This window comes from Amycolatopsis camponoti (assembly GCF_902497555.1).
GTDB classification, from domain to species: Bacteria; Actinomycetota; Actinomycetes; order Mycobacteriales; family Pseudonocardiaceae; genus Amycolatopsis; species Amycolatopsis camponoti.
On sequence record NZ_CABVGP010000003.1, the window covers coordinates 945,254 to 967,146 of the forward strand.

Below are 21,893 nucleotides of genomic sequence, written 5' to 3' on the forward strand. Positions count from 1 at the left end.
ACGGCGGCCCCACGGCACGGGTAAGGACTGACTCTTCGTGACACCATCCGAGAATCCCGAGGCACCGGGTTCGAACGGGACTCCGGCCAGCCCGCCCTGGCAGCGGGTCGGCAAGGACGGCGACTCCGAGGCGACGGTCAAGCTGGCCACCGACGAAGCGTTGTACAAGCCCGAGGCACCGGCCGGGGAGACGCAGCCCGTCTCCCCGGAGCCGGCCTCGGTGGTGACCGGGAGCGCGGCCCCCAGGCTGTTCGGCGACACCCCGCCGAGCGGCGAGCCGTCCGCGGCCGCCGTCCCGTCGGCGTCGTCCCAGCGAGCCCGCCCGAGCGCCCTCCGGCGCCCGGGCCGCGGCCCGCGCCGGGCGTCGCTGCAGGTGAAGCGGTTCGACCCGTGGTCGGTGCTGAAGCTGTCCCTGGTCCTGGGCGTCGCGATGTTCTTCGTCTGGCTGGTGGCGGTCGGCGTCCTGTACACCGTCCTCGACGGCATGGGCGTCTGGGACAAGCTGAACGGAACGTACTCGTCCCTGGTGGGCGGCGAGGGAGCGAACGCGTCCTCGGAACCCCTGATCAGCGCGGGCCGCGTATTCGGCATCGCCGCCATCCTCGGCGCGATCAACATCGTGCTGGTGTCGGCCCTGGCCACGGTCAGCGCGTTCATCTACAACGTGTCAGCCGACCTCGCCGGCGGCCTCGAAGTCACGCTGTCGGAACGGGAGTAACCCGGTTGCAGGGCCCCTTCGGGGGTCCTGTAAAGTTCTCCTCGTTCAAGGGCCTATAGCTCAGGCGGTTAGAGCGCTTCGCTGATAACGAAGAGGTCCCAGGTTCAAGTCCTGGTAGGCCCACAAGCAAAAGCCCGGTTCGCGAGATGCGAACCGGGCTTTTGCATGACCTGGGTAACCAACCCGGTGATCACCGCACCACGTTCTCCTGGCTGGCCGCCCACGACGCCAACAGGGCCAGACCGTCCGCGGTCGCCGTGCCGGCGGGGGCGGTGTAGACGTTCAGGCGCAAGCCGGGTTCGGCGGGCAGCTCCATCGACTCGACGTCCAGGTCGAGCCGGCCCACCACCGGATGGTGCAGACGCTTGCGTCCGGATCGGTGGAGCCGAACGTCCTGGGACGCCCACCGCTGACGGAACAGTTCACTGCGTGTCGACAACTCGCCGACCAGGGCGATCAGCTCCTCGTCGTGCGAATTGCGGCCGGCTTCCATGCGTAGCTTCGCGGCCATATCGCCGGCGATCCGGTCGTAGTCGACGAAGAACGTTCTTGCCGCTTCGGGATTCAGATACACGAACCGCGCGGTGTTCGCCGGCCGTCGCGTGTCGGCCAGCACCGGTGAATACAGCGCGCGGGCGAGGTGGTTCACGGCCAGCACGTCATAACGGCCGTTGCAAATCCACGCCGGTGCTTCGGTGACGGCGTCGAGCACCTGCTGGAGCGCCGGACGCAAAGTCACGGCGGGGCGCCGGCGGCGTGGACCGCCGGGCGCCCTCGACTGCCGCGCGAGGTGGAACAGGTGATCGCGCTCGGCCTCGTCGAGCTGCAAGGCGGAGGCCAACGCGTCGAGCACGCCGTCGGAGGCGCCGGCGAGGCTGCCGCGCTCCATGCGCACGTAGTAGTCGACCGAGACTCCTGCCAGGAGAGCCACCTCTTCGCGACGCAGACCTTTGACCCGGCGGTTGCCGCCGTACGCGGGCAGTCCGGCCCGCTCGGGCGTGATCCGCGCGCGACGGGAGGTGAGGAATTCCTTGATCTCGGTGCGCGGATCGATCGTGGCCACCTCGTCACCGTAGGCCCTGTCCGCGGGCGAAGGGAGGTACTCCGAGTACCCCACGCCTACGTGCCTGTCGCGGTCGTGGCGATGCCGCCGTCGACCGGGATGACGGTGCCCGTGAGGTAGGACGCGGCCCGGCTGGCGAGGAACACGGCGATACCCGCCATGTCGTCGTCACGGCCGAGCCGGCGCAGAGGCGCCTTCGCCGCGATCGTGTCGCCGATGGCATCGAGCGTGGACGCCATCATCTGCGACGGGAACGGTCCTGGGGCCACCGCGTTCACCGTGACGTGCTGTGGGCCCAGTTCCCTGGCCAGCACTCTGGTGAGTTGGTGCAGCCCCGCTTTGCTGCTGGCGTACGAGTAGTTGGGTGACGCTGCGACGTGGATGGCGGCGATACTGCCGATGTTGACGATCCGCGCGGGATCATCGGCGGTGCCCGCCCTGCGAAGTGCGGGGAGCAGCGCCTGCGCCAGCCAGAACGGTGACTTGAGGTTGAGGTCGAGCACGGTGTCCCAGGCCTCGTCCGGGAACGTCTCCAGCGGCTCGCGCCACATCGCTCCCGCGTTGTTGACGAGGATGTCCAGACGTTCCGACTCGGCCTCGACGAGATCAGCGAGGCGCTGACACTCGTCGTGCCGGGACAGGTCGGCGGGGATTGCCCGAACGTCGCCGAATTCGGACAGCAGCTGCTGTGCCTCCGCGCACGTGTCCGCGTTGCGCGAGCTGATGACGACGCGAGCGCCCGCCTGCAGGAGGCCGCGCGCGATCATCATCCCGATGCCCTTGGTGCCGCCAGTGACAAGTGCGTACTTCCCGCTCAGATCGAAAAGGTCTGCGTGAGCGGTGAACTGGTTGTCCGCCATGGGTTTTCGTGTCTTCCTTCGAGTAGCCGGGAACCGACTGAGACACGTTGACAGGCTTCCTGGACGTCGGGGAGATCCTGCTGATACAGGTACTGCGAAGGCCACCGTTGTCTGCGCTGGCGATGTCAGTCCTGCGGGGTCAGCAGGACGATCGGGATCTCGCGGTCCGTCTTCTGCGCGTATTCGTCGTACAGCGGGAAGATCTTCGCCATCAGGGGCCAGAGAGTGCCGCGCTCGGCCGGGGTCGCGACCCGGGCCTGGGCCGTCAGGCGGCGGGTTCCCACCTGGACTCCGACGCTCGGGTTCGCCTGGAGGTTCTTGAACCACGCCGGATCGTCGTCGGCGCCGGCCTTCGAGGCCACGACCACCAGGTCGTCGCCGGCGGTTCCGTAGATCAGGCACGTGCGGCGCGGCAGGCCCGTCTTGCGGCCGGTCGTCGCCAGGATCAGCGTGTACACGCCGTTCGATTCGTGGCCCTCGGTGCCGCCCGAGTTCAGGTACGTCCGGGTCTGCTCGGCCACCCAGTCCCACTGCGAGTCGGTGGCGCGGTCGAGGTCGTCGGCGATAGCCATGGTCGTGGTCCTTCCGGTCGTTCAGGCGAGCTTCTCGGCCAGGGCGACGATGATGCCTTCGGGGCCGCGGACGTAGGCGAGCTTGTACCCGTTTTCGTACTTCACCAGGTCGCCCATCAGCTCGGCGCCGCGGGCGCGCAGGCGGGAGAGCATCCCCTCGATGTCCTCCACGGCGAACATGATGCGACGGAAGCCGAACGCGTTGACCTGCGCGTTCGGCTCGGCGGCGGTGGTGGCCGCCGGCGAGTGGAACTTCATCAGCTCGAGCCGGCCGTGACCGTCCGGGGTACGCACCACGGTCAGGTCGCACCGAACGCCTTCCAGTGCGACGAGCCGGTCCACGTCCGGGCCGCCGACCTCGGCCTCGCCCTCGAGCTCCAAGCCGAGGTCGAGGAAGAACGCGACGACCGCCGCCATGTCCTCGACGACGACGCCGATGTTGTCCAGCCGCTGGATCGTCATGATTTCTCCCCTGGTCACCCGGCCCTCGTGGCCGATCGTGCCCCGGGGACGGAGCCGGCGCCACGTTCTCGACATGCTCAGGGACGTCTTTTCGGGAAGATCCGGATACAGGTCAGCCCTGCCGGGAAGAGAAGGTGCCGGCAGGGCTGAGCGGTCACGGTCGATGCGCACCACGGTCGCCTCTCGGCGAGTGGCGCTTCGCGGCTCCAGCCGGACGGAACTCCGCGAAGGCAGTTAGGTGAGGCCCGGGGGACACGGTGGGCACATCGACCAGTGGGTACAACGGAACACCCCGCCCCGGTATTTCCCGCGGCGTGTGACGTGCGTTACCCGCGCGATCATGGTTCCACGTGGAACCACCGCCCCCGACGGCGTCCGGTGCCGGTGCAGTAGCATCGCGGGGTAAGGGAAGCAAGCTGAGAAGGGGGCTTCGGTGAAGAAGCTGCTGGCACTCGCGGTCATCGCGGGCGGCGTCCTGTTCGTCGTGAAGCGCAACAAGGCGGCCAAGGCCGAAGCCGACCTCTGGCGTGAGGCGACCGCGCCGGTCCCCTCGAACAACGGCACCACCCCGGCCAAGCCGGCGGGTGCGTCCCACAACTGAGTTTCCCGCGGGCGTCAGCCCGCACCCGGGGCTGTAGCTCAATTGGTAGAGCACCGCCTTTGCAAGGCGGGGGTCAGGGGTTCGATTCCCCTCAGCTCCACAGAAAACCCGGCGTAGCCTGAATTCGTGGGATGGCCGATCAAGCGCGTCGACCTCGGTGAGGTCGACTATCACCAAGCCCTGGCCGATATGCGGACCTGGGTCGAGGAACGGCAGCAGAACCTCGCCGAGGACCGCCTGTTCCTGCTCAGCCATCCGCCGATCGTCACCTACGGCGCACGCACCGACCCCGCCGACCTGCCCGTCGATCTCCCCGCCGTCCAGGTCGATCGCGGGGGGTTCGCCACCTACCACGGGCCCGGGCAGCTCGTCGGCTACCTCGTTGTCGACGTCAAGGCGCACGGGCCCGTCGACATCGTGCGGTGGCTCGAAACCGGGCTCGTCGGCGCGCTGGCGAGACTCGGCTTTCCCGCCGTCAGAAGGGAAACGCCGACGGGGCACTCGAGCCTCGCCGGCGTCTGGACACCCGACCACCGTAAGGTCGCCTCCATCGGGATGCGGATCCGCGGCGGTGTCACGAGCCACGGCTTCGCGCTCAACGTCGACCCGGACATGGCGGCCTTCCACCACTTCACCGTCTGCGGCCTCGCCGACGTCACCATGGTGTCCCTCGCCGAGCTCGCCGCCGAGCAAGGACGAGGGACACCGACTGACGCCGAAGTGCGCGACGCCGTCTTCGAAAGCCTTACCGCAGGAAACTGAGCACCGCGTCGCGGCCCGCGTGGCCGCGCTCGCGGTTCTGGATCGAATGCGATTCGCCCGGCACGATCACCAGCTCGCCCCGCGGTGCCTGCGCCGCTTCCTCCCGCGCCCACTCCAACGGCGTCGACAGGTCGCGGTCGCCGTTCAGCCGCAGCACCGGCACGTTCGGCAGCCGGGACGCCGGGTTCGAGCCGGGTCGCTCCGCCGGCCACGGCAGGCAACCCTGGATGAATCCCTGCTGTGTGGCCACTTCCGTCGTATACGGCCAGGTCGCCGACGCCGGCAGCGCACGCGCGGTCAACGACAGCAACGGCTGCCGCACGCCCACCGGTGTCGCCGACGTGCCCCACGGGAAGCGCTGGTCCGCGCACAACGTCGCCGCGTGCAGGCCCGAGCTGAACGACGCCGGGTCGTCGCCACCCGACTTGTACGCCTCCAGCAGCTGGTCCAGTTGCTCCGGCGACCCCGCGCGAGCGGCGTGGAGCGCTCCGATGACGTCACCCGCGGCCGGGTCGCGGTACGTCGGGTCGACGAACTCGTACGTCACGATCAAGTCGAAGATCTTCACGCCGTCGGCCGTGCCGCGGTGCCGCACCACCCACGCGAGGTCGTCCGCCGGGTCGTAACCGCAGGCCGGGGCCGCCGAACACGCCGCGCGCAGCACGCGCGCTTCGGCCGTCAACCCGGTCAGGTAGAGGGAAGCCGACGCGGAAGCGTGGTGCGGCAGGACCGAATCCAGCACGACCTTGCTGACGTTGCCCGGGTGCGCGATCGCGTACCGCGCCGCCGTGAACGAGCCGTACGAGACGCCGTCGACCACCATCTTCGGCACGCCCAGCGCCTGCCGGAGCTGGTCGAAGTCCGCGACGGTCTGGTCGGTCGAATACAGCGGCGCCGTGTCGCCGAGGATGCGCGCGCACTCGGTGACCGCGTCGCGCGTCGGCGTCGCGATGTCCGAGCTGCCCATCTGCGCCTGCAGGCCCGGGCAGTTCAGCGCGCCGGCGCCGGTACCGCGCTGGTCGAGCATGACGAACCGGTAGTCCTTGGCCACTTCCGGCAGCCGTTGCGTGGCGATCCGCGTGATGGTGCGGACGCCGCCCTGCCCGGGCCCGCCGGTGAGGAACAGCAGCACGCCCTTCGGCGCGGACACGTTGTCGGAGGTCGCGACCGGCAGGGTGAGGGTGCCGGGCCGGCGACCTGTGTGGTCGAAGGGCACGGTCAGCGTCGAGCAGGTGAAGCCCGGCTGTTCCGGGCACGGGTGCGGGTCCGTCAGCTTCGGTCGTCCCCCAGGACGCGTGTCGGCCGCGGCCACACCCCCGAGTGCGGCAGTCATCGCCAGGACCAGCCCGGCGGTCAGCAGTTTCGAACGCATGATCCATCATTGCCCCCTGCACCCGGGCGCGGCATACCCCCGAACGGCGATACTTGCTCGCCTGACGACGGTGCGGCCGAGCGCCGCGCTCAGGGCTTGACGCAAGAGATCTTGGCCCGCACCGGGCCCGCCGGATTCGCTTCGCCCGCGGTGTTCGGCGCGTTGTCGCGACGGTTGCCGTCGGAGTTGGTGACGCACAGGCGGCCGTCCGGGAGCAGCACCGGGCTGGTCGGGAACTCCAGTGGCCCGCCGTTGCGCAGCTTCGACGTCGCGTCGGCCGGGTTGCGGAAGTACTCGACGACCCGGCCGTCGCGGCGGGTCAGCACGATCGCGTTGCGCTCGTTCGCCGCCGTCCAGACGTTGCCCGCGCGGTCGAGGACGATTCCGTCGGCGCCCTCCAGGTACGGGTGCTGCACGTCGACGTCGTCCAGGCACAGCGTGTCGGCCGGGAACGCGCTGTCGCAGCCGGTCGACGCGCGGGGGCGGCCGCCGCGGTCCATCGGCACACGCCACAGCGCGCCTCGGGCCGTGTCCGCGATCAGCAGCGTGCCGTCCGCGGTGAAGGCCAGGCCGTTCGCGACGATGTGCTGCGAGCCCGCCGTGTCCGCCGCGGTCCTTCCGCTCGGCGTGATCGTGACCGAGCCGGGCGGCAGCCCGCGCACGTCCCGGCCGATTCCACCGGGGATGACGTCGCTGACCATGGGCTGCACGCGGAACTGTTCGAGCGCGACGCCATCCGCGCCCGCCCGCCAGACGCGGCCCTGGCCGGTGCCGCCGTCGGAGATCCACAGCGCGCCCGACCGGTCGAACGCCAGGCCGTTCGCGCCCGGGACGCCGCTCGCGAACACCGTCGCCGCCGGCGGGTTCGCCGCGTCCGGCACGAACGACACCACGGTGTCGGCGTTCGCGACGTACAGCCGGCCGCGGCGGTCGAACGTGAGTCCGGTGGGGTTGCACGGCGCCGGGATCGTGCCGACGACGGCGGCCGGTCCGCCGCCGGCCGCGACCCGGTAGACCGGGCAGGGATCGGCGCCGCGCGCCGGGGTGTAGAGGTTGCCGCGGCCGTCGGTGGTCAAGCCTTCGAGGCCGAGCGGTGACGCGAACACCGTCTCGAACACGGCGGGGTGCCGCGACGGCGGGACTTCACCGGCGGAAGCGCCGGACAACAGCCCCGCGGACAGCACGGCGGTCAGAGCGAGGACGACGGTTCGGCGCATGCGGGCCTCCGTTTTGTCGGATTTCCTGCCTACGCCGTGACGTCCGGGCGGTCAAGGCCAGAGACGCTCGCGGACCCAGTCACCCTCGGTCTTGCGGTACCGCAGCCGCACGTGCCTGCGGTCGTGGCTCGCTTGCCAGAACTCGACCTCGTCCGGGTCGACGAGGTAGCGCGTCCACGTTTCCGGGGCCGTGTCCGGGTTTTCCGAGACCCAGCGCTCCGCTTCCGCGGCCGCCGCGTCGAGGTCCGCCGGGTCGTGCAGCACCTGGGACTGGTGCCCGATGAACGCCTCGACGCGCGAAGCCGGCGGCCGGGCCAGGAAGTCCGCCGCGGACACCTCGGGCGCCGCGGGGGAGACCGGGCCGCGCAGCCGGACCTGACGGCCGCGCCCGGGCCAGAAGAACGTCAGCGCGGCGCGGGGGTCCTTGCGCAGCTGCGACCCCTTCGGGCTTTCCGAGCTGGTCGCGACCGCCCAGCCGGCCGGGCCGACGTCCTTGAGGATCACCACCCGCGCGTCCGGCGCGCCATCGGCGTCCACTGTGGACAGTGTGACGGCGTGCGGGGCCAGCACGTGCTCGCCGGCTTCGGTCAGCCACTCGACGAAGAGCGTCTGCGGGGCCGCCGCCGCCGTTTCCGGTGTGAACACGGGAAGTTCTTCAGGGAACGAGGGCCATCCGCGCAACGCGACCATGTCAGTAACCGTACGGCTGCTGCCCCGGCGGCGGGTAGCCGGGCGCCTGCGGTCCGGCGGCCGGCGGGGGCGGCACCGGCGGCGCGGCCATCGGTGGCTGGACCTGCGCCTGCTGCCACTGCACCTGCTGATAGGCCTCGGCGGGTGGCGGGAAGCAGAACGTCAGCTTGGCGCGGATCGCGCCGTGCATCGCCGCGCCCCACATCTTCCCGCCGGTGAACGCGTACGTCTGCCCGGCCGTGAGGTCCACGGCGACCATCCGCGTCTCGCCGCCGAACTGGTTGCCCGACTTCGCCGACGCGGCCTGCGCGGCGTCCGGATACACGTGCGGCGCGACGAGCCCGGCGATGACGACCGAACCCGCGGTCCAGCCCATGGTGCCGACCATGTTGGCGCGCGCGTACTGCGTGGCACGGCCGGTGAAGTCGTACAACGCGGCGGCGCTGACCTCGGGGACGGCCGCCGCGATGACGCAGTAGTTCATCGTCGAGAGCATCACCGACTCGGCGAACAACCCGACGGGGCAGAGCGCGGGCCCGATCTGCACGGACCCGAAGTTGCCGCCGGACCGCTGGATGCGCTCGGCCACCACGCCGAGGTACTGCTCGGGGGTAAGCACGAGGCCATCGTCGCACGCCCGGCTGTCACGCCGAGTTCAGCCAGCGGTTTTCACACATGCTTCATGGTTGACTGTGCGCGCTATGCGACGACTCGTACTTCTCGCGCCCGCCGTGGTGCTGCTGGCCGGCTGCGGCCCCTCCATCGTGTCCGGTACCGCGACCCCCAGCCCGCCGTCGGTGTCCGCCGGCACGGCCGCGGGGTCGGAGCTGCCACCGGATCCCGAGCCGGCCGAGACCGGTGACTGTCCGTACCTCGACAGCGAGTTCGTGGCCGACTCGAACGGACAGCACGTGTCGAAGGTGCGGGTGTCCGCGGACAAGCCGCACCCGGCGTGCTTCTTCTACCGCCCGGACGGGAAGATCCAGCTCACCGTCCGGGTGTACGTCGGGGACGCGAAGACGGCGACCGCGCTGGTCAACAAGGTGGCGCCGGTCGATTCGTCCAACCCGGCGAGCGATCCGACCGGCTGGAAGGGCGGCTACGAATCGACCGACGACGGGGCCGTCTACGCGGTCTCGAAGGGGTCCGCGGCGGTCATCGCGACCACCAACCAGAAGCAAAGCGTAAAGGCACGCACAGTGGTCAAGAAGGCTATCGCCGCTCTGAAGCTCTAGGTAGCGGGCTCCACACGGGTGAGTGATGTTGATCTTGTATTACCCTGTGCGTCACGCGCAGGCTTCGTGGACTCGCGCACCGCAGCCATCGGGGGATCCCCACCCCCGGGGGCCGGGCACAAAATCTGCAACGACAAAGGACTAGATTCGTGGCTGACACCCTCAAGGACATCCTGCTCGACTCCGGCCGTCGTCCGGCCGTCGTGAGCGACTTCGAAACCCTCGTCGACGCCGAGGTCTCGGACAAGGGCGGCGTTTCGGGTGCCGTCGTCAAGACCGGCTTCGCCGCGGTCAAGAAGATCAAGCCGGGCATCATCCCCTCGGCCGTCGACACCCTGCTGCCGGACTTCGCCAGCGCGCTCGAGCCGTTCTACGGCGACTACCGCGCCAAGGGTGGCAACGACTTCGGCGCCTACCTGACCAGCCGCTCGGACGAGGCTTCCGACGCGCTGCTGAGCGTCACCGACTCGCGCGCCGAGCGCAGCAGCCGCGACAGCATCAAGAAGGTCTACGGCAAGCTGCGCCCGAACGGCAAGAAGAACGTCGAGGAGGCGCTGCCCCGCCTCGGCCAGCTGATCGACAAGCACGCCGCTGCCGTCTGATCGGACTCCAGGCACCACTGAAGAGGCCCCCGGGTGCACGCCCGGGGGCCTCTTCGTGTGCCGCTCAGTTCTTCTTCTCGGCGGGCGCCGGGGACGGCGCCTTGCCGTTCGCCTGCGGGCTCGGCTTCGCCGCTTCGGCGGGCTTCGGCGCGGGCGGGGTGGCCTTCGGCGGCGCGGGCGCGACCGGCGGCTCCTGCTTCGACCGGAGCACGTAGGCGGCACCGGCGCCGACCACGACCAGGCCGAGCAGCCACGGCCAGCGACGACGGCTGCGGGTGCCCTTGGCAGCAGCCTTCGCCTCGACCACGGCAGCGGCGAAGTCCTTCTTGGCGGACTTGAAGTCCTTCTTGCCGCGGCGCTTCGACTCGCCGGCCGCCTTCGCGGCCTTGATGGCGGCCTTCTTGGCCTTGCGACCCGGCTTGCGCAGCTCGGACAGGCGGGAGAGAGCCTCCTGGCGAGCGGCCTTCGAGCTCTTCTTGAGCTCCTTGCGGGTGAGCTCGGTCTTCTTCGCGAGCTGCTTCTGCGCGCGCCGGCCGTGCTTGACGCCCTCGGAGACGAGTTTGTCGGCGGTCTCGGCGGCCTGGGCTGTCGCCCGGGACATGGACTTCACCTCATCATTCGTTTTGACACTGCTCTGTTACCCGTAACCTATCGTGCCCCTTTTCGCCGCCGCCCGCTGCAGATGGCACGATGAACCTGTGAAAGCGACGCTGCACACCAACCAGGGTGACATCAACCTGAACCTCCTCCCCGACCACGCGCCGAAGACGGTCGCGAACTTCGTCGGGCTCGCGGAAGGCACCAAGGAGTACACCCAGCCGAACGCGGCGGGCACGAACTCCGGCCCCTTCTACGACGGTTCGATCTTCCACCGGGTCATCGACGGCTTCATGCTGCAGGGCGGCGACCCGACCGGCACGGGGCGCGGCGGTCCCGGCTACAAGTTCGGCGACGAGTTCCACCCGGAGCTGCAGTTCAGCAAGCCGTACCTGCTGGCCATGGCCAACGCCGGGCCCGGCACGAACGGCTCGCAGTTCTTCATCACCGTCGCGCCGACGACCCACCTGAACTTCAAGCACACGATCTTCGGCGAGGTGGCCGACCAGGAGTCGCGCAACGTCGTCGACGCGATCGGCCGCACCTCGACCGGCCCGGCGGACCGTCCGCTGACCGACGTCGTCATCGAGAAGGTCACGATCGACCACGAGGGCTGAACCGGTCAGGTTTCGGTAGGTTGGTTCTCATCGTGAACCAACCGCCGAACCCCGCCGCGCAACCCCAGGCCGCCCTTCCCGGGTGCTGGTGGCACCCGAACCGCCCGACCGGGCTGAGCTGTTCCCGGTGCGGGCGTCCGGCGTGCCCGGACTGCCTCCGCGAAGCCCCCGTCGGCTTCCACTGCACCGACTGCGTCCACAGCGGCGCGCAGCAGCAGCGCCGCCAGCAACGCGGCTACCAGGAAGCCGGGTTCGGCCAGCGCACCGTCTTCGGTGCGCGGCTGTCCCAGTCGGTGCTCGTCACCCAGGCCATCCTCGCCGTGAACGTCCTGGTCTTCCTGATCACGGTCGTCCAGGCGGGCAGCCTCAACGACAACGAACTGTCATCGCTCTTCCAGTACGGCACCCTCTACGGCGACGCGACGCTCGGCCACAACGAGTGGTGGCGCGTCTTGACCAGCGGGTTCCTGCACTTCGGACCCATCCACATCGCGGTCAACATGTTCTCGCTGTGGATGATGGGCCGGTCGCTGGAGCAGGTCACCGGCCGCGGCCGGTACCTCGCGCTCTACTTCGTCTCCATGCTCGGCGCGTCGGCGGCGGTGCTGCTGTTCGGCGACCCCGCCGGGTTCCCGGGCACGGCCGGCGCGTCCGGCGCGCTGTTCGGCCTGATGGGCGCCTACGCGGTCACCGTGCTGAAGCTGCGCCTGAACCCCACTGGCCTGATCATCACGCTCGCGCTGAACGCCTTCATCACCTTCGGCATCCCGGGCATCTCGATCTGGGCGCACGCCGGCGGCCTGGTGACGGGGGCGCTGCTCACCGTGGCGCTGCTCTACGCGCCGCAGGTCAACCAGGCGCGCTACCAAGCGATCGGCATCGCGATCATCGCCGTCGCGATCATCGGCCTGATCATCTACAAGGGCTCGCAGTTCCCGCCCGAAACCTGCCAGTTCATCCAGTACCGGCAGGGCCCGTACTACACCTGCGGTTAGCCGCGCGCCCGCAGCGTGCTGAGCACGTCCAGGACGTCGCGGGGGTCCTCGCCGAGGTCGAGCCACCCGAAGACGTACAGCTCGTCTTCGTGCTCGATCTCGAGCGTGACGCCGTCGCGGCCCAGCCGGCGGGTGGTGCGCAGCCGCGTCCGGGTCTGCGCCCAGGGCAGCCGGTGCGCGCCACTCAGCGTCCTGGCCACCAGGCCCTCGGCGTCGGCGGCCAGCCGGGGCCGGACGAGCGTCGAGTGGGCGGCGAACGCGCCGGCGGCCAGCGTGGCCAGTGCGAACAGCACCAACCCGCCGCGGTCGCCGGTCACCACGTCGGCCACGACACCGACCAGCAGCAGCGCGGTGACCGCCCAGGCCGATACCACAAGCGCCTGCCGCGGTGCCCACGAGGTGGGGTAGTTATCCACAGGGGTTATCCACACTGGGGATGAGTCACACCGGTGTAATTCGGCGTCAAGCCGCCATTCGGAGTAATAATCAGCGCCAGCGCATAGTCATGAGGAGACCGGCGATCATCAGCGCGAACCCGCCGGCGAAGTTCCAGTTGCCCAGGTCGGCCATCCACGAGATCTTGTCCCCGGCGATGTAGTTCACCAGCAGCCAGATCAGGCCCACGAGCATCAGCCCGAACATCGGGATCTTCCAGGCGAGACCGGTGGGACCGGCTGCCCGCACCTTCACCGGCGTGCGCCGGTCGGCAGGCGGGGTGTAAGCCGTCTTCTTGCGGACCTTGGACTTGGGCATCGTGTTCCTCGCGGTGCTGTTCGGGCTGGTCGGTGGCGATGACCCGCTCGGGGTGCGCAACCAGCGCCACGTGCACACGTTAACGTAAACGACCGCAGGAAAGCAGCGGCCGGGAGTGGTTGGATTTCCCGTACCGTGACGTCGGGGTCACCAAGTGTCGGACGCGGCTTGAGAGGAGCTTGCGTGACTACGCGCGAAGGACCGGATGACGACCGGCGCAGACACCCCGGGCAACGGCCGGTTCCCCAGCGCCGTCCCGCCACGCCCCCACGCGGCCAGATGCCGCCCCGCCAGCCCCCCGGGCAGCCTCCGCGGCGCCCGCAGGGGCCGCCGCCCCGCCGCTACACCAGCCCCGCGCCGCCGCCGGGCTCGGCCGAGGAGACGGTCGTGTTCGCCCCGGTCGGCAAGGGTGGCACCGCGACCGCCGAGAAGCCGCCCCCCGCGCCGCTGGGCAAGGGAGGCGTCGCGATCCGGACCGCCGGCGAAGTCCTCATCACGCTGGGCCTGGTCGTGCTGCTGTTCATGGTCTACGAGCTGTACGTGACCGACCTGTTCTCGGCGGGCAAGCAGTCCGAGGCGAGCGACCAGCTCGACGGCGAGTGGGCGCACGACCGCACGCTGCACCCCGAGCTGATCGACGGCAAGGCGTTCGCCCGCATCCACATCCCGACGTTCGGCGTCGACTACAACTTCACGATCCAGGAGGGCACCGACGACGCCTCCCTGGAGGTCGGGCCCGGTCACTACAAGGGCACTTCGCTGCCCGGCGAGCCCGGCAACTTCGCCGTCGCCGGCCACCGCGTCGGCAAGGGCGCGCCGTTCAACGACCTGGACAACCTGTCGTCCTGTGACCAGATCGTGATCGAAACCTCGACCGACTTCTACATCTACAAGGTCCTGCCCTACGACGACGAGATCGAGAACTGGGCGGGCGGCAAGGGCGCCGACCCGAAGTGCAAGGGCGTCTCGACCCTGCGCGACCCGGGCGCCGAAGACGGCGGCGCGTACGACGAGACGTTCGGCCGCAAGGTCGTGCTGCCCAGCCAGGGCACCGCGGTGAACCCGGTCCCGTACAAGAGCGCCGAGACGCTGCCGAAGGCCCAGCAGGCCGCGCTGCTCACGCTCACCACGTGCCACCCCCAGTTCTCCGCCCAGCAGCGGCTCATCATCACGTCGGTGCTGACCCAGCAGGTGCCGAAGAACCAGGTCAAGGACTACGGCGACCTGCTCTCGAAGATCGGGGAGGCCTGATGTACGCCTGGCTCTGGCGGAAGTTCCCCGGCCCGTTCGCGGTGAAGTTGACGATCGCGGTGGTCCTCGCCCTCGGCGTCGTGGCGCTGCTGATGTTCGTGGTGTTCCCGTGGCTGGAGCCGCGCCTGTGGTTCAACGAGGTCGCGGTCAACTGAGCCGGAACCCACCGGGAGCCGGGTCCGTTTCCCCTCTCGGGAGAGGGGCCGCCGTGAAGACACGCCAGAAGGACCGGGACAACCGGCCGCCGGAAGACCCGTGGAACGAGATCCGGCCGGGCCTGTGGATGGGCGGGCACGTCCGCGCGGGCGAGGAACCGGTCGTCGTCGGGCGCGAGTTCGACCTCGTGCTGAGCCTGTACCAGCGCGAGGGGCACGGCCCGCCGCCCGGCGTCGAGCACCACTTCGCCGAGATGCCGGACGGGCCGTTGAACGAGGCGCAGATAGCCGAGGTCGAGCGGTTCGCGGTGCTCGCCGCGGAGGCGGTGCGCGCGGGACGCTCGACGCTCGTGCGCTGCCACGCCGGGCTCAACCGGTCCGGTCTCGTGGTCGCGCAGACCCTCGTCGGGCTCGGACTCACCGTGCCGGAGGCCATCGCGCTGGTCCGGCTGCGGCGGTCGCCGTGGGCGCTGCACAACGAGCTGTTCGTGCAGTACCTCGAGAGCGGGCTGCCGACCGCGCGCCTGTTGGTCGGGCTCGGGCCTTGAGGTTCGGGGCTTTCCTGGTCAGCGGCCGCTTCCCCGGGCAATCGGACGGCGACGTCCTCCGCCGGTCCGTCCGCGCCGCCGAGCTGGCCGAAGAAGCCGGCTTCGATGACGTCTGGTTCGCCGAACACCACTTCGTGCCGTACGGCGTGTGCCCGTCCGCCATCACGCTCGCCGCGCACCTGCTCGGCCGGACGTCGCGGATCCGGGTCGGGACCGCCGTCAGCGTCCTGTCGACCGCGCACCCCGTTGCCCTGGCCGAACAGTGGGCGATGCTCGACGCCGTCTCCGGGGGGCGGCTGCGGCTCGGTGTCGGGCGTGGTGGGCCGTGGCAGGACCTCGAGGTCTTCGGCACCGGCCTGGACCGCTACGAGACCGGCTTCGAGGAAACCCTCGACGTCTTCCTGAACGCCACCACCGGGCGGGTGCACGCCCGGGGCCGCCACTTCGCCTTCCGGGAGGTGCCCGTCGTGCCCACTCCGGAACGACGGCCGGACGTCGTCGTGGCTTGTGGCGGGCCCGCGTCGGATGCCGTGCGGCTGGCCGCCGAGCGGAACCTGCCGATGCTGCTCGGCCTGCACGCCGACGACGAGGACAAAGCGAAAACCGTCAAGGCTTACGGAAAGCCGGCGGACCACGTCTCGACCGTGCTCTGCCAGGTGGGCGACGCCGACGTCGTGCGTCGAGCACTCCCGGCCTGGCTGAAGGACGGGCTCGGCGCGCACGTCACGCTCGACGGGCGGCCGGGGCCGGCACGGGATCCGGGGGAGTACACCGAACGGCTCTGCGCGATCCACCCCGTCGGCGACGCGGCCCACTGCGTCCGGACGCTGGAAACGAGCCTCCGGCGCACCGGCGTCTCCCACGTGCTGATGCTCGTGGAGGCGTCGGGCACGCCGGAGGGCACGTACGCGAACATCGCGCGGATCGGCACCGAGGTGCTGCCCGCGCTGCGGGCTAGCAGTCCCGCAGCTCCGGGCTCTGGTTGAGCAGCTGGCCGCGCGGCGAGACGAACGCGCGGTAGCGGTCGCCGTCCAGCTCGGAGTTCTTGAACACCGCGACCCGGTGGCAGTTCTGGAAGGCCAGCTTGACGCCGAAGTGGCGCTCGAGGCCGCTGCGGATCGCGTCCGAGGCCAGGGCTCGCAGCAGCTGGCCGCGGGCGGCTTCGCTCGGTGGCGGCGTCTCGTTGTCGGCGAAACCGTCCGCCGCGCCCTCGGCGTCGGCGATGACGCCGGTGATGACCTCCCAGGCGTACGGCAGGGATTCCTTGACGCACGTGACGAACTCGGCGTCGGAGACCTCCCCGCGCTCGGCCTTCTCCAGCAGCGCGGGTGACACGTCCAGGGACATCGAACCTCCAGTTTGAGCAGGGCCACTTCCCTGGCTACCGGCCGTGTGGCCCCGCCACAAGAGAAAACGATGATCATCACCAATATGGCGGAAGGCGGGTCACTCCCAGCGGAAGAGCTTCGCCGCCAACGCCGTTCCGATCACCGCGAAGCCGGCGAGCACGACCAGCTGCAGCGGCTGCACGCCCGCGCCGACCCAGGCGTCCTGCAGCGGCTGCGTGCCCGGCGGGACGTAGTCGCCGATCCGCCGCAGGACCTCCGGCAGCAGCGCCCGCGGCAGGTAGACGCCGCCGAAGAACATCGTCGGGATGAACGCGATCAGCGCGAACCCGCCCGCGGCCTTGGCCGTCCGGGCGACCGCCGCCGCCAGCAGGCCGAACGAAAACATCGAGACCGTGCCGAGCAACAGCGTCACCAGGAACAGCAGCGGGTGCTTCGGCATCGGGACGTCGTAGGCCGCGTGCGCCACGCCCAGCGTCAGGCCGATGCCCACCAGTGCGATCACGACGTGGATCAGCAGCTGCGCGCCCAGCAGGTTCGCCGGGTGCACCGGCGTCGTCGCCAGCCGGCGCAGCACGCCCTGCTCGCGGTAGGTGGCGACGGCGCCCGGGATCGACTGCAGCGCCAGCATCGCGAGACTGATGACGATCACCGACGGCACCCAGGCGTCGATGAACCGGAAGCCGCCCGCCGCCGGGCTGGGCTCCGTCATCCCGGGGATGGCGCCGACCGCCAGCAGCACCGCGGCCGGCAGCAGGATGCCCGCCATGCCCATGAACGGCGTGCGGAGGAAGAGTTTCGCTTCGGTGGTGGTGATCTTGGCGAAGGTGGTCACCGGGTGCTCCTCGTGAGCGAGACGAACGCGTCGTCCAAAGTGGAGGCTCCGGCCGCGGCGCGGAGCTCGGTCGGGGTGCCGGTCGCGACCACGCGCCCGGCGTCGAAGATCGCGACGCGGTCGCAGAGCCGCTCGGCCTCGTCCATGAAGTGCGTGACCAGCAGGACGGTGACGCCGGCGGCGCGCACACCCTCGACCAGCCGCCACGTTTCGCGGCGGGCGTGCGGGTCGAGCCCGGTGGTCAGCTCGTCGAGGATGGCCAGCTCGGGGTTGCCCACCAGCGCGAGCGCGATCGACACCCGTTGCTTCTGGCCGCCGGAGAGCTTCCCGAAGCAGCTGCGCTGGTGGTCGCGCAGGTCGAGCCGGTCGAGCAGGACGTCGACGTCGGCCGGGTCCGGGTAGAACGACGCGAACAGCTCCAGCGCTTCCCGCACCCGCAGTTTCGCCGGCAGCCGGCTCTCCTGCAGCTGGACGCCGACCCGGCGGGTCAGCGCGGCGCGGTCGGCCGCGGGGTCGAGGCCGAGCACGGAGATCGTTCCGCCGTCGGCCTGGCGGAGGCCCTGCAGGCATTCGACCGTGGTGGTCTTCCCGGCGCCGTTCGTGCCGAGGATGCCGAAGATTTCGCCGCGCTCGACGGTGAAGGAAACGCCGTCGACCGCGACCCGGGAGCCGTAGCTCTTGCGGAGATCGGTGACTTCGATGAGGGGCATGGTGACCAAGCTACGAAGGTTCGGCGCCGCGCAGAATGACGCTGAATCCCCAGCTCAAGTAGGGTTTTGCTGACGCCGGGGTGGGGCTGGGCCCACCCCCTTCGTGGGGCTTCGGGCACTGCGCGGGAGCGAGCGGTTCGGCGAGGATCGCGGGGGAAGGAGGTGCCGGATGACGTACTTGCGTGCACTGGGCCGGGCCTGCGCGCTGGCCGCGTTCGCCTTCCTCAGCTGGTTCGACGTGCTGGTCGAGCTGATCGCGTTCGCACTGCTGTGCGTCGGGCTGGTCTTCTTCCTCGGCCCGGCGGTCGAATGGACGCGGCACCGGTCGGCGACCGCGCGGACACTGGCCGCGCGCTGGTGCGACGTCGAGATCGCGGCGCCGTACCAGCCCGAGCCGCCGGAACCGGCGCGGGAACGCGACGGCTGGTACCGCGACGGCAACACGCTCTACAAGCGGGCGTTCTGGGTCCGCTGGCAGCACCGGCTCACGTGGGCGCTCGAGGACCCGGCGGCGGGGCGCGAGTTCACGTGGCAGCTGCTGAACCCGCTGTGCACGCTGGCGCTGCCGGTCGCCGTGCTGCTCGGTGGACCGGCCGCGCTGCGCGGCTACGGCCGGTGGACGCGCTGGTGGATCGGCGCCCGCCCGCCCGCGAAACCGCACCGCGCCTGGCTGCACCAGCACCTCGAATCGCTGGGGCACCAGTGCGGCATCCTCGCGCTTTCCCTGGTGCAGCTGGTCTTCTCGGTGTGGCAGCTGATCGTCATCGCCGGTGTCCTGCCGCTGGCGACGCCCGTCGTGCTGTGGGGCCGGACCATCACGGACACCCTGCGTCGCGAGGCCGGAAACTGGACCGGCGTGCGGATCGGAAAGCCGTACCTGCCGCCGCCCGGCCTGCCGGTGCCCCGCCCGGACGGCCTCTACCAGGTCGGCAAGCAGCTGTACGAGGAGCCGTTCTGGCCGGTTCAGCACGCGCGGCGGCGGTGGGTCCTCGGCGATCGCGCCACCTGGCGCGACTTCATCGGGAGCGGCCTGATCCCGCTGGTGTCGCTGGCGCTGACCCTGCCGGTGGTGGCACTGCTCGGCTGGGGGGCCTTCGGCCTGCTGACGCTGTGGGTGTGGCGGCCGTTCGTGACGTCGCCGGTCCGGTGGTTCCCGCTGCCCGAGGTGTCGACGCACCTCGGCGCGGCCGCGCAGACGCCGCTCGCGCTGGTGCTGCTCGCCCTCGGCCTGGCCCCGACGACGTGGCTGGCCCGGCAGCAGGCCCGGTTCGCGCGGGTCTGGCTGGGGCCGACCGAGGCGTCCCGGCTCGCCCACCGCGTCGAACGGCTGAAGCAGACGCGCACGGACGTCACGGTCACGCAGGCGGCGGAGCTGCGGCGGATCGAACGCGACCTGCACGACGGCATCCAGTCGCGGCTGGTGGCGATGGGGATGAAGCTCGGCGCGGTCGAGGCGCTGGTGGACACCGACCCGGCGGCGGCGAAGCGGCTCGCGGCCGAGCTGCGCGCGTCGTCGTCGGAGGCGCTCACCGAGCTGCGGGTGCTGATCCGCGGCATCCACCCGCCGGTGCTGTCCGAGCGCGGGCTCCTGGACGCCGTGCGCGCGCTGGCCTTGGACAGCCCGCTGAAGGCGCAGGTCACGGGCTCGCTGCCGGGGCGCATCGAGGAGCCGGTGGAGGCGTGCACGTACTTCGCGGTGTCGGAGCTGCTGGGCAACGCGGCGAAGCACGGCGCTGGACGCGTGACGATCGACGTCGGGTTCGCCGACGACGAGCTGACGGTCGTGGTGACCGACGACGGCCCGGGCGGCGCTGTTCCGGCCCGCGGTTCGGGACTCCGCGGAATCGAGCGTCGGCTCGGCGGCTTCGACGGTAGGTTGACCCTGACCAGCCCGATCGGCGGGCCGACCAGGGCGACCGTGGAGATCCCGTGCCAGATCGACCCCGCACCGTTGTCGCCGAAGACCAGTACCTCCTCCGAGACGGCTTGACGCATCTCTTGGCGGCACACGGCTTCGACGTCGTCGCGGCGGTCGGCAGTGGTCCGGAACTGGCGGCGGCCCTGCGGACGCACAAACCTGATGTGTCCATTGTGGACGTTCGGATGCCGCCGACGAACACGGACGAAGGCCTGCAGGTGTCTTTGGCGGCCCGCCGGGAGTTCCCGGGGCTGCCGATCCTGGTGCTCTCCCAGCACGTCGAGCAGCTGTACGCCCGCGAACTCCTGGCCGACGGTACGGGCGCGATCGGCTACCTGCTGAAGGACCGGGTGTTCAACGCGGACCAGTTCATCGACGCCGTCCGCCGCGTGGCCGCCGGCGGCACGGTGATGGACCCCGAGGTGATCGCGAAACTGGTGGCGGGCAACGCTTCCGACCCACTGGCGGCGTTGACGCCCCGGGAGCGCGAGGTGCTGGAGCTGATGGCGGAGGGCTGTTCGAACGCGGCGATCGCCGGACGGCTGCACTTCAGCGAAGGCGCGGTCGGCAAGCACACGGCCAACATCTTCCAGAAGCTCGGCATCTCGGCCTCGGACGACACGAACCGCCGCGTGCTCGCCGTACTGGCGTACCTCGGTGCCGGTTAGCCGCGCGAAACCCGCGTCATCTCTGCACGCTCCACGACCTTGATCCGCTCGCGGCCCGCCGCCAGGCCGAGCGACTTCTCGTGCGCGTCGAGCTTGCCCCAGCCTTCCCACGTCGTGAACGGGATTCCGCGGGCCGCCAGGAAGTCGAGGATCGCGTCCGGGGAGGCGTACTTCGGGGCGGCGAGGGTGTCCGCGTCCGACAGCAGGCTCGCGATCGTCTCCGCCGCGTCGCCCTTCGTGTGGCCGATGAGGCCCACTGGGCCGCGCTTGATCCAGCCGGTCACATACACGCCCGGGAGCTGGTTCTCGTCCAGGTCCAGCACGCGGCCCGCCTGGTTCGGCACGACGCCGGCCGCGTGGTCGAACGGCAGTTCCGGCAGGTGCGACGACAGGTACCCGACCGCGCGGTACACCGCCTGGACGTCCCAGTCGTGGAACTCGCCGGTGCCGCGCACGGTCCCGTCGCCGGTCAGCTCGGTGCGCTCGGTCCGCAGGCCCACGACCCGGCCGTCCTCGCCGAGCACCTCCGACGGCGAGTGGAAGAAGTGCAGGTGCAGCCGCCGCTGCCGGGTGCCCGGCTCGCGGATCGCCCACTCCTGCAACGTCTTCACGACCATGTCGATCTGCTTCGACGCCCGCAGCGCCGCGATGCTGCCGTCGTCGAACTCGATGTCCTCCGGGGCCACGATGACCTCGACGTTCGGCGAGTGGTCCAGCTCGCGCAGCTCCAGCGGCGTGAACTTCGCCTGCGCCGGGCCGCGGCGGCCGAAGACGTGCACGTCGGTGATCGGGCTGGTGCGCAGTCCCTGGTAGACGTTCTCCGGGATGTCCGTGGTCAGCAGCTCGTCGGCCGTCTTCGCCAGGATCCGGGCGACGTCCAGCGCGACGTTGCCGACGCCGAGGACCGCGACCGAAGAAGCGGTCAGCGGCCAGGTGCGCGGCACGTCCGGGTGGCCGTCGTACCAGGACACGAAGTCCGCGGCGCCGTGGCTGCCGTCCAGGTCGATGCCCGGGATGTCGAGCTCCCGGTCGGCGGACGCGCCGGTCGAGAAGATCACCGCGTCGTAGAACTCGCGCAGCTCGTCGAGCTTGATGTCGGTGCCGTAGTCGATGTTGCCCAGCAGGCGGATGTTCGGCTTGTCGAGCACCTTGTGCAGCGCCGTCACGATGCCCTTGATGCGCGGGTGGTCGGGGGCGACGCCGTAGCGGATCAGCCCGAACGGCGCGGGCATGCGTTCGAACAGGTCGATCGTGACGTCGGCGTCGGACTTGTCCAGGATGTCGGCGGCGTAGATGCCGGCAGGACCAGCGCCCACCACGGCTACACGAAGAGTTCGGCTCACACC

The 21,893-nt window shown here is 70.5% G+C and carries 28 protein-coding genes and 2 tRNA genes; 15 read left to right on the plus strand and 15 right to left on the minus strand.

What is annotated here, in order from left to right:
- Positions 1 to 37 precede the first annotated feature (37 nt).
- The gene (locus AA23TX_RS40870) at positions 38 to 718 is read left to right on the plus strand and encodes a DUF3566 domain-containing protein (protein WP_155548309.1); all 681 of its coding nucleotides are present in this window, start codon (positions 38 to 40) and stop codon (positions 716 to 718) included.
- A gap of 49 nt (positions 719 to 767) precedes the next feature.
- Positions 768 to 841: transfer RNA gene (locus AA23TX_RS40875), tRNA-Ile, on the plus strand.
- A 67-nt stretch (positions 842 to 908) separates the two neighbouring features.
- Here the strand turns inward: AA23TX_RS40875 and AA23TX_RS40880 are convergent.
- The 4 genes from AA23TX_RS40880 to AA23TX_RS40895 form a co-directional block, all read right to left on the minus strand.
- The gene (locus AA23TX_RS40880; RefSeq protein WP_155548310.1) at positions 909 to 1,781 is read right to left on the minus strand and encodes a helix-turn-helix transcriptional regulator; all 873 of its coding nucleotides are present in this window, start codon (positions 1,779 to 1,781) and stop codon (positions 909 to 911) included.
- Positions 1,782 to 1,837: 56 nt separating this feature from the next.
- Complete coding sequence (locus tag AA23TX_RS40885) at positions 1,838 to 2,641, minus strand: SDR family oxidoreductase (RefSeq protein WP_155548311.1); 804 nt, start codon at positions 2,639 to 2,641, stop codon at positions 1,838 to 1,840.
- A 125-nt stretch (positions 2,642 to 2,766) separates the two neighbouring features.
- Positions 2,767 to 3,213, minus strand: a complete 447-nt coding sequence (locus AA23TX_RS40890) for a nitroreductase family deazaflavin-dependent oxidoreductase (protein ID WP_155548312.1) — start codon at positions 3,211 to 3,213, stop codon at positions 2,767 to 2,769.
- 21 nt (positions 3,214 to 3,234) lie between these two features.
- Positions 3,235 to 3,675, minus strand: a complete 441-nt coding sequence (locus AA23TX_RS40895) for a VOC family protein (RefSeq protein ID WP_155548313.1) — start codon at positions 3,673 to 3,675, stop codon at positions 3,235 to 3,237.
- A gap of 433 nt (positions 3,676 to 4,108) precedes the next feature.
- Between AA23TX_RS40895 and AA23TX_RS40900 the strand changes: the two genes are divergently transcribed.
- The 3 genes from AA23TX_RS40900 to lipB all read left to right on the plus strand — a co-directional run bounded on the left by AA23TX_RS40900 (position 4,109) and on the right by lipB (position 5,038).
- On the plus strand, positions 4,109 to 4,276 hold the full coding sequence (locus AA23TX_RS40900) for a DLW-39 family protein (RefSeq protein ID WP_086679331.1): 168 nt from the start codon (positions 4,109 to 4,111) through the stop codon (positions 4,274 to 4,276).
- 27 nt (positions 4,277 to 4,303) lie between these two features.
- A tRNA-Ala gene (locus tag AA23TX_RS40905) sits at positions 4,304 to 4,376 on the plus strand.
- Positions 4,377 to 4,402: 26 nt separating this feature from the next.
- Positions 4,403 to 5,038, plus strand: coding sequence for a lipoyl(octanoyl) transferase LipB (gene lipB / locus AA23TX_RS40910; RefSeq protein ID WP_155548314.1), 636 nt, complete (start codon positions 4,403 to 4,405; stop codon positions 5,036 to 5,038).
- Here the strand turns inward: lipB and AA23TX_RS40915 are convergent.
- From AA23TX_RS40915 to AA23TX_RS40930, 4 genes are all read right to left on the minus strand, one after another.
- Positions 5,022 to 6,410 (minus strand): alpha/beta fold hydrolase, encoded by a 1,389-nt coding sequence (locus AA23TX_RS40915; RefSeq protein ID WP_155548315.1) that lies wholly within the window; start codon positions 6,408 to 6,410, stop codon positions 5,022 to 5,024. The two genes, lipB and AA23TX_RS40915, sit on opposite strands and share 17 nt — an antisense overlap.
- A gap of 89 nt (positions 6,411 to 6,499) precedes the next feature.
- Positions 6,500 to 7,627 carry an SMP-30/gluconolactonase/LRE family protein gene (locus tag AA23TX_RS40920; protein WP_155548316.1) on the minus strand — a complete coding sequence of 376 codons (1,128 nt, stop codon included), beginning with the start codon at positions 7,625 to 7,627 and terminating at the stop codon, positions 6,500 to 6,502.
- 51 nt (positions 7,628 to 7,678) lie between these two features.
- A complete protein-coding gene (locus AA23TX_RS40925) occupies positions 7,679 to 8,317 on the minus strand; it encodes a pyridoxine/pyridoxamine 5'-phosphate oxidase (protein ID WP_155548317.1) in 639 nt (212 codons plus the stop codon).
- 1 nt (position 8,318) lies between these two features.
- Positions 8,319 to 8,936, minus strand: a complete 618-nt coding sequence (locus AA23TX_RS40930; RefSeq protein WP_155548318.1) for a hypothetical protein — start codon at positions 8,934 to 8,936, stop codon at positions 8,319 to 8,321.
- An 82-nt stretch (positions 8,937 to 9,018) separates the two neighbouring features.
- On the opposite strand from AA23TX_RS40930, the gene AA23TX_RS40935 reads away from it, so the two are divergent.
- Together AA23TX_RS40935 and AA23TX_RS40940 are read left to right on the plus strand one after the other, a co-directional pair.
- Positions 9,019 to 9,552, plus strand: a complete 534-nt coding sequence (locus tag AA23TX_RS40935) for a DUF2020 domain-containing protein (RefSeq protein WP_196425814.1) — start codon at positions 9,019 to 9,021, stop codon at positions 9,550 to 9,552.
- Positions 9,553 to 9,701: 149 nt separating this feature from the next.
- Positions 9,702 to 10,154, plus strand: coding sequence for a DUF6918 family protein (locus AA23TX_RS40940; RefSeq protein ID WP_155548319.1), 453 nt, complete (start codon positions 9,702 to 9,704; stop codon positions 10,152 to 10,154).
- Between the two features lie 64 nt (positions 10,155 to 10,218).
- On the opposite strand, the gene AA23TX_RS40945 is transcribed toward AA23TX_RS40940, so the two are convergent.
- Positions 10,219 to 10,755 carry a hypothetical protein gene (locus AA23TX_RS40945; RefSeq protein ID WP_155548320.1) on the minus strand — a complete coding sequence of 179 codons (537 nt, stop codon included), beginning with the start codon at positions 10,753 to 10,755 and terminating at the stop codon, positions 10,219 to 10,221.
- Positions 10,756 to 10,852: 97 nt separating this feature from the next.
- Here AA23TX_RS40945 and AA23TX_RS40950 point away from each other — a divergent pair, with 97 nt between their 5' ends.
- A complete protein-coding gene (locus AA23TX_RS40950; RefSeq protein WP_155548321.1) occupies positions 10,853 to 11,368 on the plus strand; it encodes a peptidylprolyl isomerase in 516 nt (171 codons plus the stop codon).
- Positions 11,369 to 11,400: 32 nt separating this feature from the next.
- Positions 11,401 to 12,363: a rhomboid family intramembrane serine protease gene (locus AA23TX_RS40955; RefSeq protein ID WP_196425815.1), complete on the plus strand. Its 963-nt coding sequence runs from the start codon at positions 11,401 to 11,403 to the stop codon at positions 12,361 to 12,363.
- On the opposite strand, the gene AA23TX_RS40960 is transcribed toward AA23TX_RS40955, so the two are convergent.
- Both AA23TX_RS40960 and crgA read right to left on the minus strand, forming a co-directional pair.
- On the minus strand, positions 12,360 to 12,779 hold the full coding sequence (locus AA23TX_RS40960; RefSeq protein WP_230863037.1) for a PH domain-containing protein: 420 nt from the start codon (positions 12,777 to 12,779) through the stop codon (positions 12,360 to 12,362). The genes AA23TX_RS40955 and AA23TX_RS40960 overlap by 4 nt on opposite strands.
- A gap of 70 nt (positions 12,780 to 12,849) precedes the next feature.
- Positions 12,850 to 13,116 carry a cell division protein CrgA gene (gene crgA, locus AA23TX_RS40965; protein WP_155548322.1) on the minus strand — a complete coding sequence of 89 codons (267 nt, stop codon included), beginning with the start codon at positions 13,114 to 13,116 and terminating at the stop codon, positions 12,850 to 12,852.
- Between the two features lie 279 nt (positions 13,117 to 13,395).
- Here crgA and AA23TX_RS40970 point away from each other — a divergent pair, with 279 nt between their 5' ends.
- Genes AA23TX_RS40970 through AA23TX_RS40985 form a run of 4 tightly spaced genes read left to right on the plus strand, consistent with a single transcriptional unit; the run spans position 13,396 to position 16,056 of the window.
- Positions 13,396 to 14,367: a class E sortase gene (locus AA23TX_RS40970; protein ID WP_155549397.1), complete on the plus strand. Its 972-nt coding sequence runs from the start codon at positions 13,396 to 13,398 to the stop codon at positions 14,365 to 14,367.
- Positions 14,367 to 14,522, plus strand: coding sequence for a hypothetical protein (locus tag AA23TX_RS40975; RefSeq protein WP_086675995.1), 156 nt, complete (start codon positions 14,367 to 14,369; stop codon positions 14,520 to 14,522). Before AA23TX_RS40970 ends, AA23TX_RS40975 begins: the two co-directional genes overlap by 1 nt.
- 53 nt (positions 14,523 to 14,575) lie before the next feature.
- The gene (locus AA23TX_RS40980) at positions 14,576 to 15,070 is read left to right on the plus strand and encodes a protein-tyrosine phosphatase family protein (RefSeq protein ID WP_155548323.1); all 495 of its coding nucleotides are present in this window, start codon (positions 14,576 to 14,578) and stop codon (positions 15,068 to 15,070) included.
- The gene (locus AA23TX_RS40985) at positions 15,067 to 16,056 is read left to right on the plus strand and encodes an LLM class flavin-dependent oxidoreductase (RefSeq protein ID WP_155548324.1); all 990 of its coding nucleotides are present in this window, start codon (positions 15,067 to 15,069) and stop codon (positions 16,054 to 16,056) included. Before AA23TX_RS40980 ends, AA23TX_RS40985 begins: the two co-directional genes overlap by 4 nt.
- On the opposite strand, the gene AA23TX_RS40990 is transcribed toward AA23TX_RS40985, so the two are convergent.
- The 3 genes from AA23TX_RS40990 to AA23TX_RS41000 form a co-directional block, all read right to left on the minus strand.
- Positions 16,025 to 16,417 (minus strand): SCO5389 family protein, encoded by a 393-nt coding sequence (locus AA23TX_RS40990; protein WP_155548325.1) that lies wholly within the window; start codon positions 16,415 to 16,417, stop codon positions 16,025 to 16,027. The two genes, AA23TX_RS40985 and AA23TX_RS40990, sit on opposite strands and share 32 nt — an antisense overlap.
- A gap of 99 nt (positions 16,418 to 16,516) precedes the next feature.
- Positions 16,517 to 17,251 (minus strand): ABC transporter permease, encoded by a 735-nt coding sequence (locus AA23TX_RS40995; RefSeq protein WP_155548326.1) that lies wholly within the window; start codon positions 17,249 to 17,251, stop codon positions 16,517 to 16,519.
- Positions 17,248 to 17,961, minus strand: a complete 714-nt coding sequence (locus AA23TX_RS41000; RefSeq protein WP_155548327.1) for an ABC transporter ATP-binding protein — start codon at positions 17,959 to 17,961, stop codon at positions 17,248 to 17,250. The genes AA23TX_RS40995 and AA23TX_RS41000 overlap by 4 nt, the downstream gene beginning before the upstream one ends.
- 169 nt (positions 17,962 to 18,130) lie before the next feature.
- Between AA23TX_RS41000 and AA23TX_RS41005 the strand changes: the two genes are divergently transcribed.
- Both AA23TX_RS41005 and AA23TX_RS41010 read left to right on the plus strand, forming a co-directional pair.
- A complete protein-coding gene (locus AA23TX_RS41005; protein WP_155548328.1) occupies positions 18,131 to 19,951 on the plus strand; it encodes a sensor histidine kinase in 1,821 nt (606 codons plus the stop codon).
- Positions 19,891 to 20,547, plus strand: coding sequence for a response regulator (locus AA23TX_RS41010; RefSeq protein WP_155548329.1), 657 nt, complete (start codon positions 19,891 to 19,893; stop codon positions 20,545 to 20,547). The genes AA23TX_RS41005 and AA23TX_RS41010 overlap by 61 nt, the downstream gene beginning before the upstream one ends.
- Here the strand turns inward: AA23TX_RS41010 and AA23TX_RS41015 are convergent.
- Positions 20,544 to 21,863, minus strand: a complete 1,320-nt coding sequence (locus AA23TX_RS41015) for an FAD-dependent oxidoreductase (RefSeq protein ID WP_155549398.1) — start codon at positions 21,861 to 21,863, stop codon at positions 20,544 to 20,546. The genes AA23TX_RS41010 and AA23TX_RS41015 overlap by 4 nt on opposite strands.
- Between the last annotated feature and the right edge of the window lie 30 nt (positions 21,864 to 21,893).

Excerpts from the sequence above, each read along its gene's own strand:
- AA23TX_RS40885 (WP_155548311.1), bottom strand. The coding sequence starts at position 2,641 with ATGGCGGACAACCAGTTCACCGCTCACGCAGACCTTTTCGATCTGAGC.
- AA23TX_RS40890 (WP_155548312.1), bottom strand. The coding sequence starts at position 3,213 with ATGGCTATCGCCGACGACCTCGACCGCGCCACCGACTCGCAGTGGGAC.
- AA23TX_RS40895 (WP_155548313.1), bottom strand. The coding sequence starts at position 3,675 with ATGACGATCCAGCGGCTGGACAACATCGGCGTCGTCGTCGAGGACATG.
- AA23TX_RS40915 (WP_155548315.1), bottom strand. The coding sequence starts at position 6,410 with ATGCGTTCGAAACTGCTGACCGCCGGGCTGGTCCTGGCGATGACTGCC.
- AA23TX_RS40920 (WP_155548316.1), bottom strand. The coding sequence starts at position 7,627 with ATGCGCCGAACCGTCGTCCTCGCTCTGACCGCCGTGCTGTCCGCGGGG.
- AA23TX_RS40925 (WP_155548317.1), bottom strand. The coding sequence starts at position 8,317 with ATGGTCGCGTTGCGCGGATGGCCCTCGTTCCCTGAAGAACTTCCCGTG.
- AA23TX_RS40935 (WP_196425814.1), top strand. The coding sequence starts at position 9,019 with ATGCGACGACTCGTACTTCTCGCGCCCGCCGTGGTGCTGCTGGCCGGC.
- AA23TX_RS40945 (WP_155548320.1), bottom strand. The coding sequence starts at position 10,755 with ATGTCCCGGGCGACAGCCCAGGCCGCCGAGACCGCCGACAAACTCGTC.
- crgA (WP_155548322.1), bottom strand. The coding sequence starts at position 13,116 with ATGCCCAAGTCCAAGGTCCGCAAGAAGACGGCTTACACCCCGCCTGCC.
- AA23TX_RS40970 (WP_155549397.1), top strand. The coding sequence starts at position 13,396 with ATGCCGCCCCGCCAGCCCCCCGGGCAGCCTCCGCGGCGCCCGCAGGGG.
- AA23TX_RS40975 (WP_086675995.1), top strand. The coding sequence starts at position 14,367 with ATGTACGCCTGGCTCTGGCGGAAGTTCCCCGGCCCGTTCGCGGTGAAG.
- AA23TX_RS40990 (WP_155548325.1), bottom strand. The coding sequence starts at position 16,417 with ATGTCCCTGGACGTGTCACCCGCGCTGCTGGAGAAGGCCGAGCGCGGG.
- AA23TX_RS41000 (WP_155548327.1), bottom strand. The coding sequence starts at position 17,961 with ATGCCCCTCATCGAAGTCACCGATCTCCGCAAGAGCTACGGCTCCCGG.
- AA23TX_RS41005 (WP_155548328.1), top strand. The coding sequence starts at position 18,131 with ATGACGTACTTGCGTGCACTGGGCCGGGCCTGCGCGCTGGCCGCGTTC.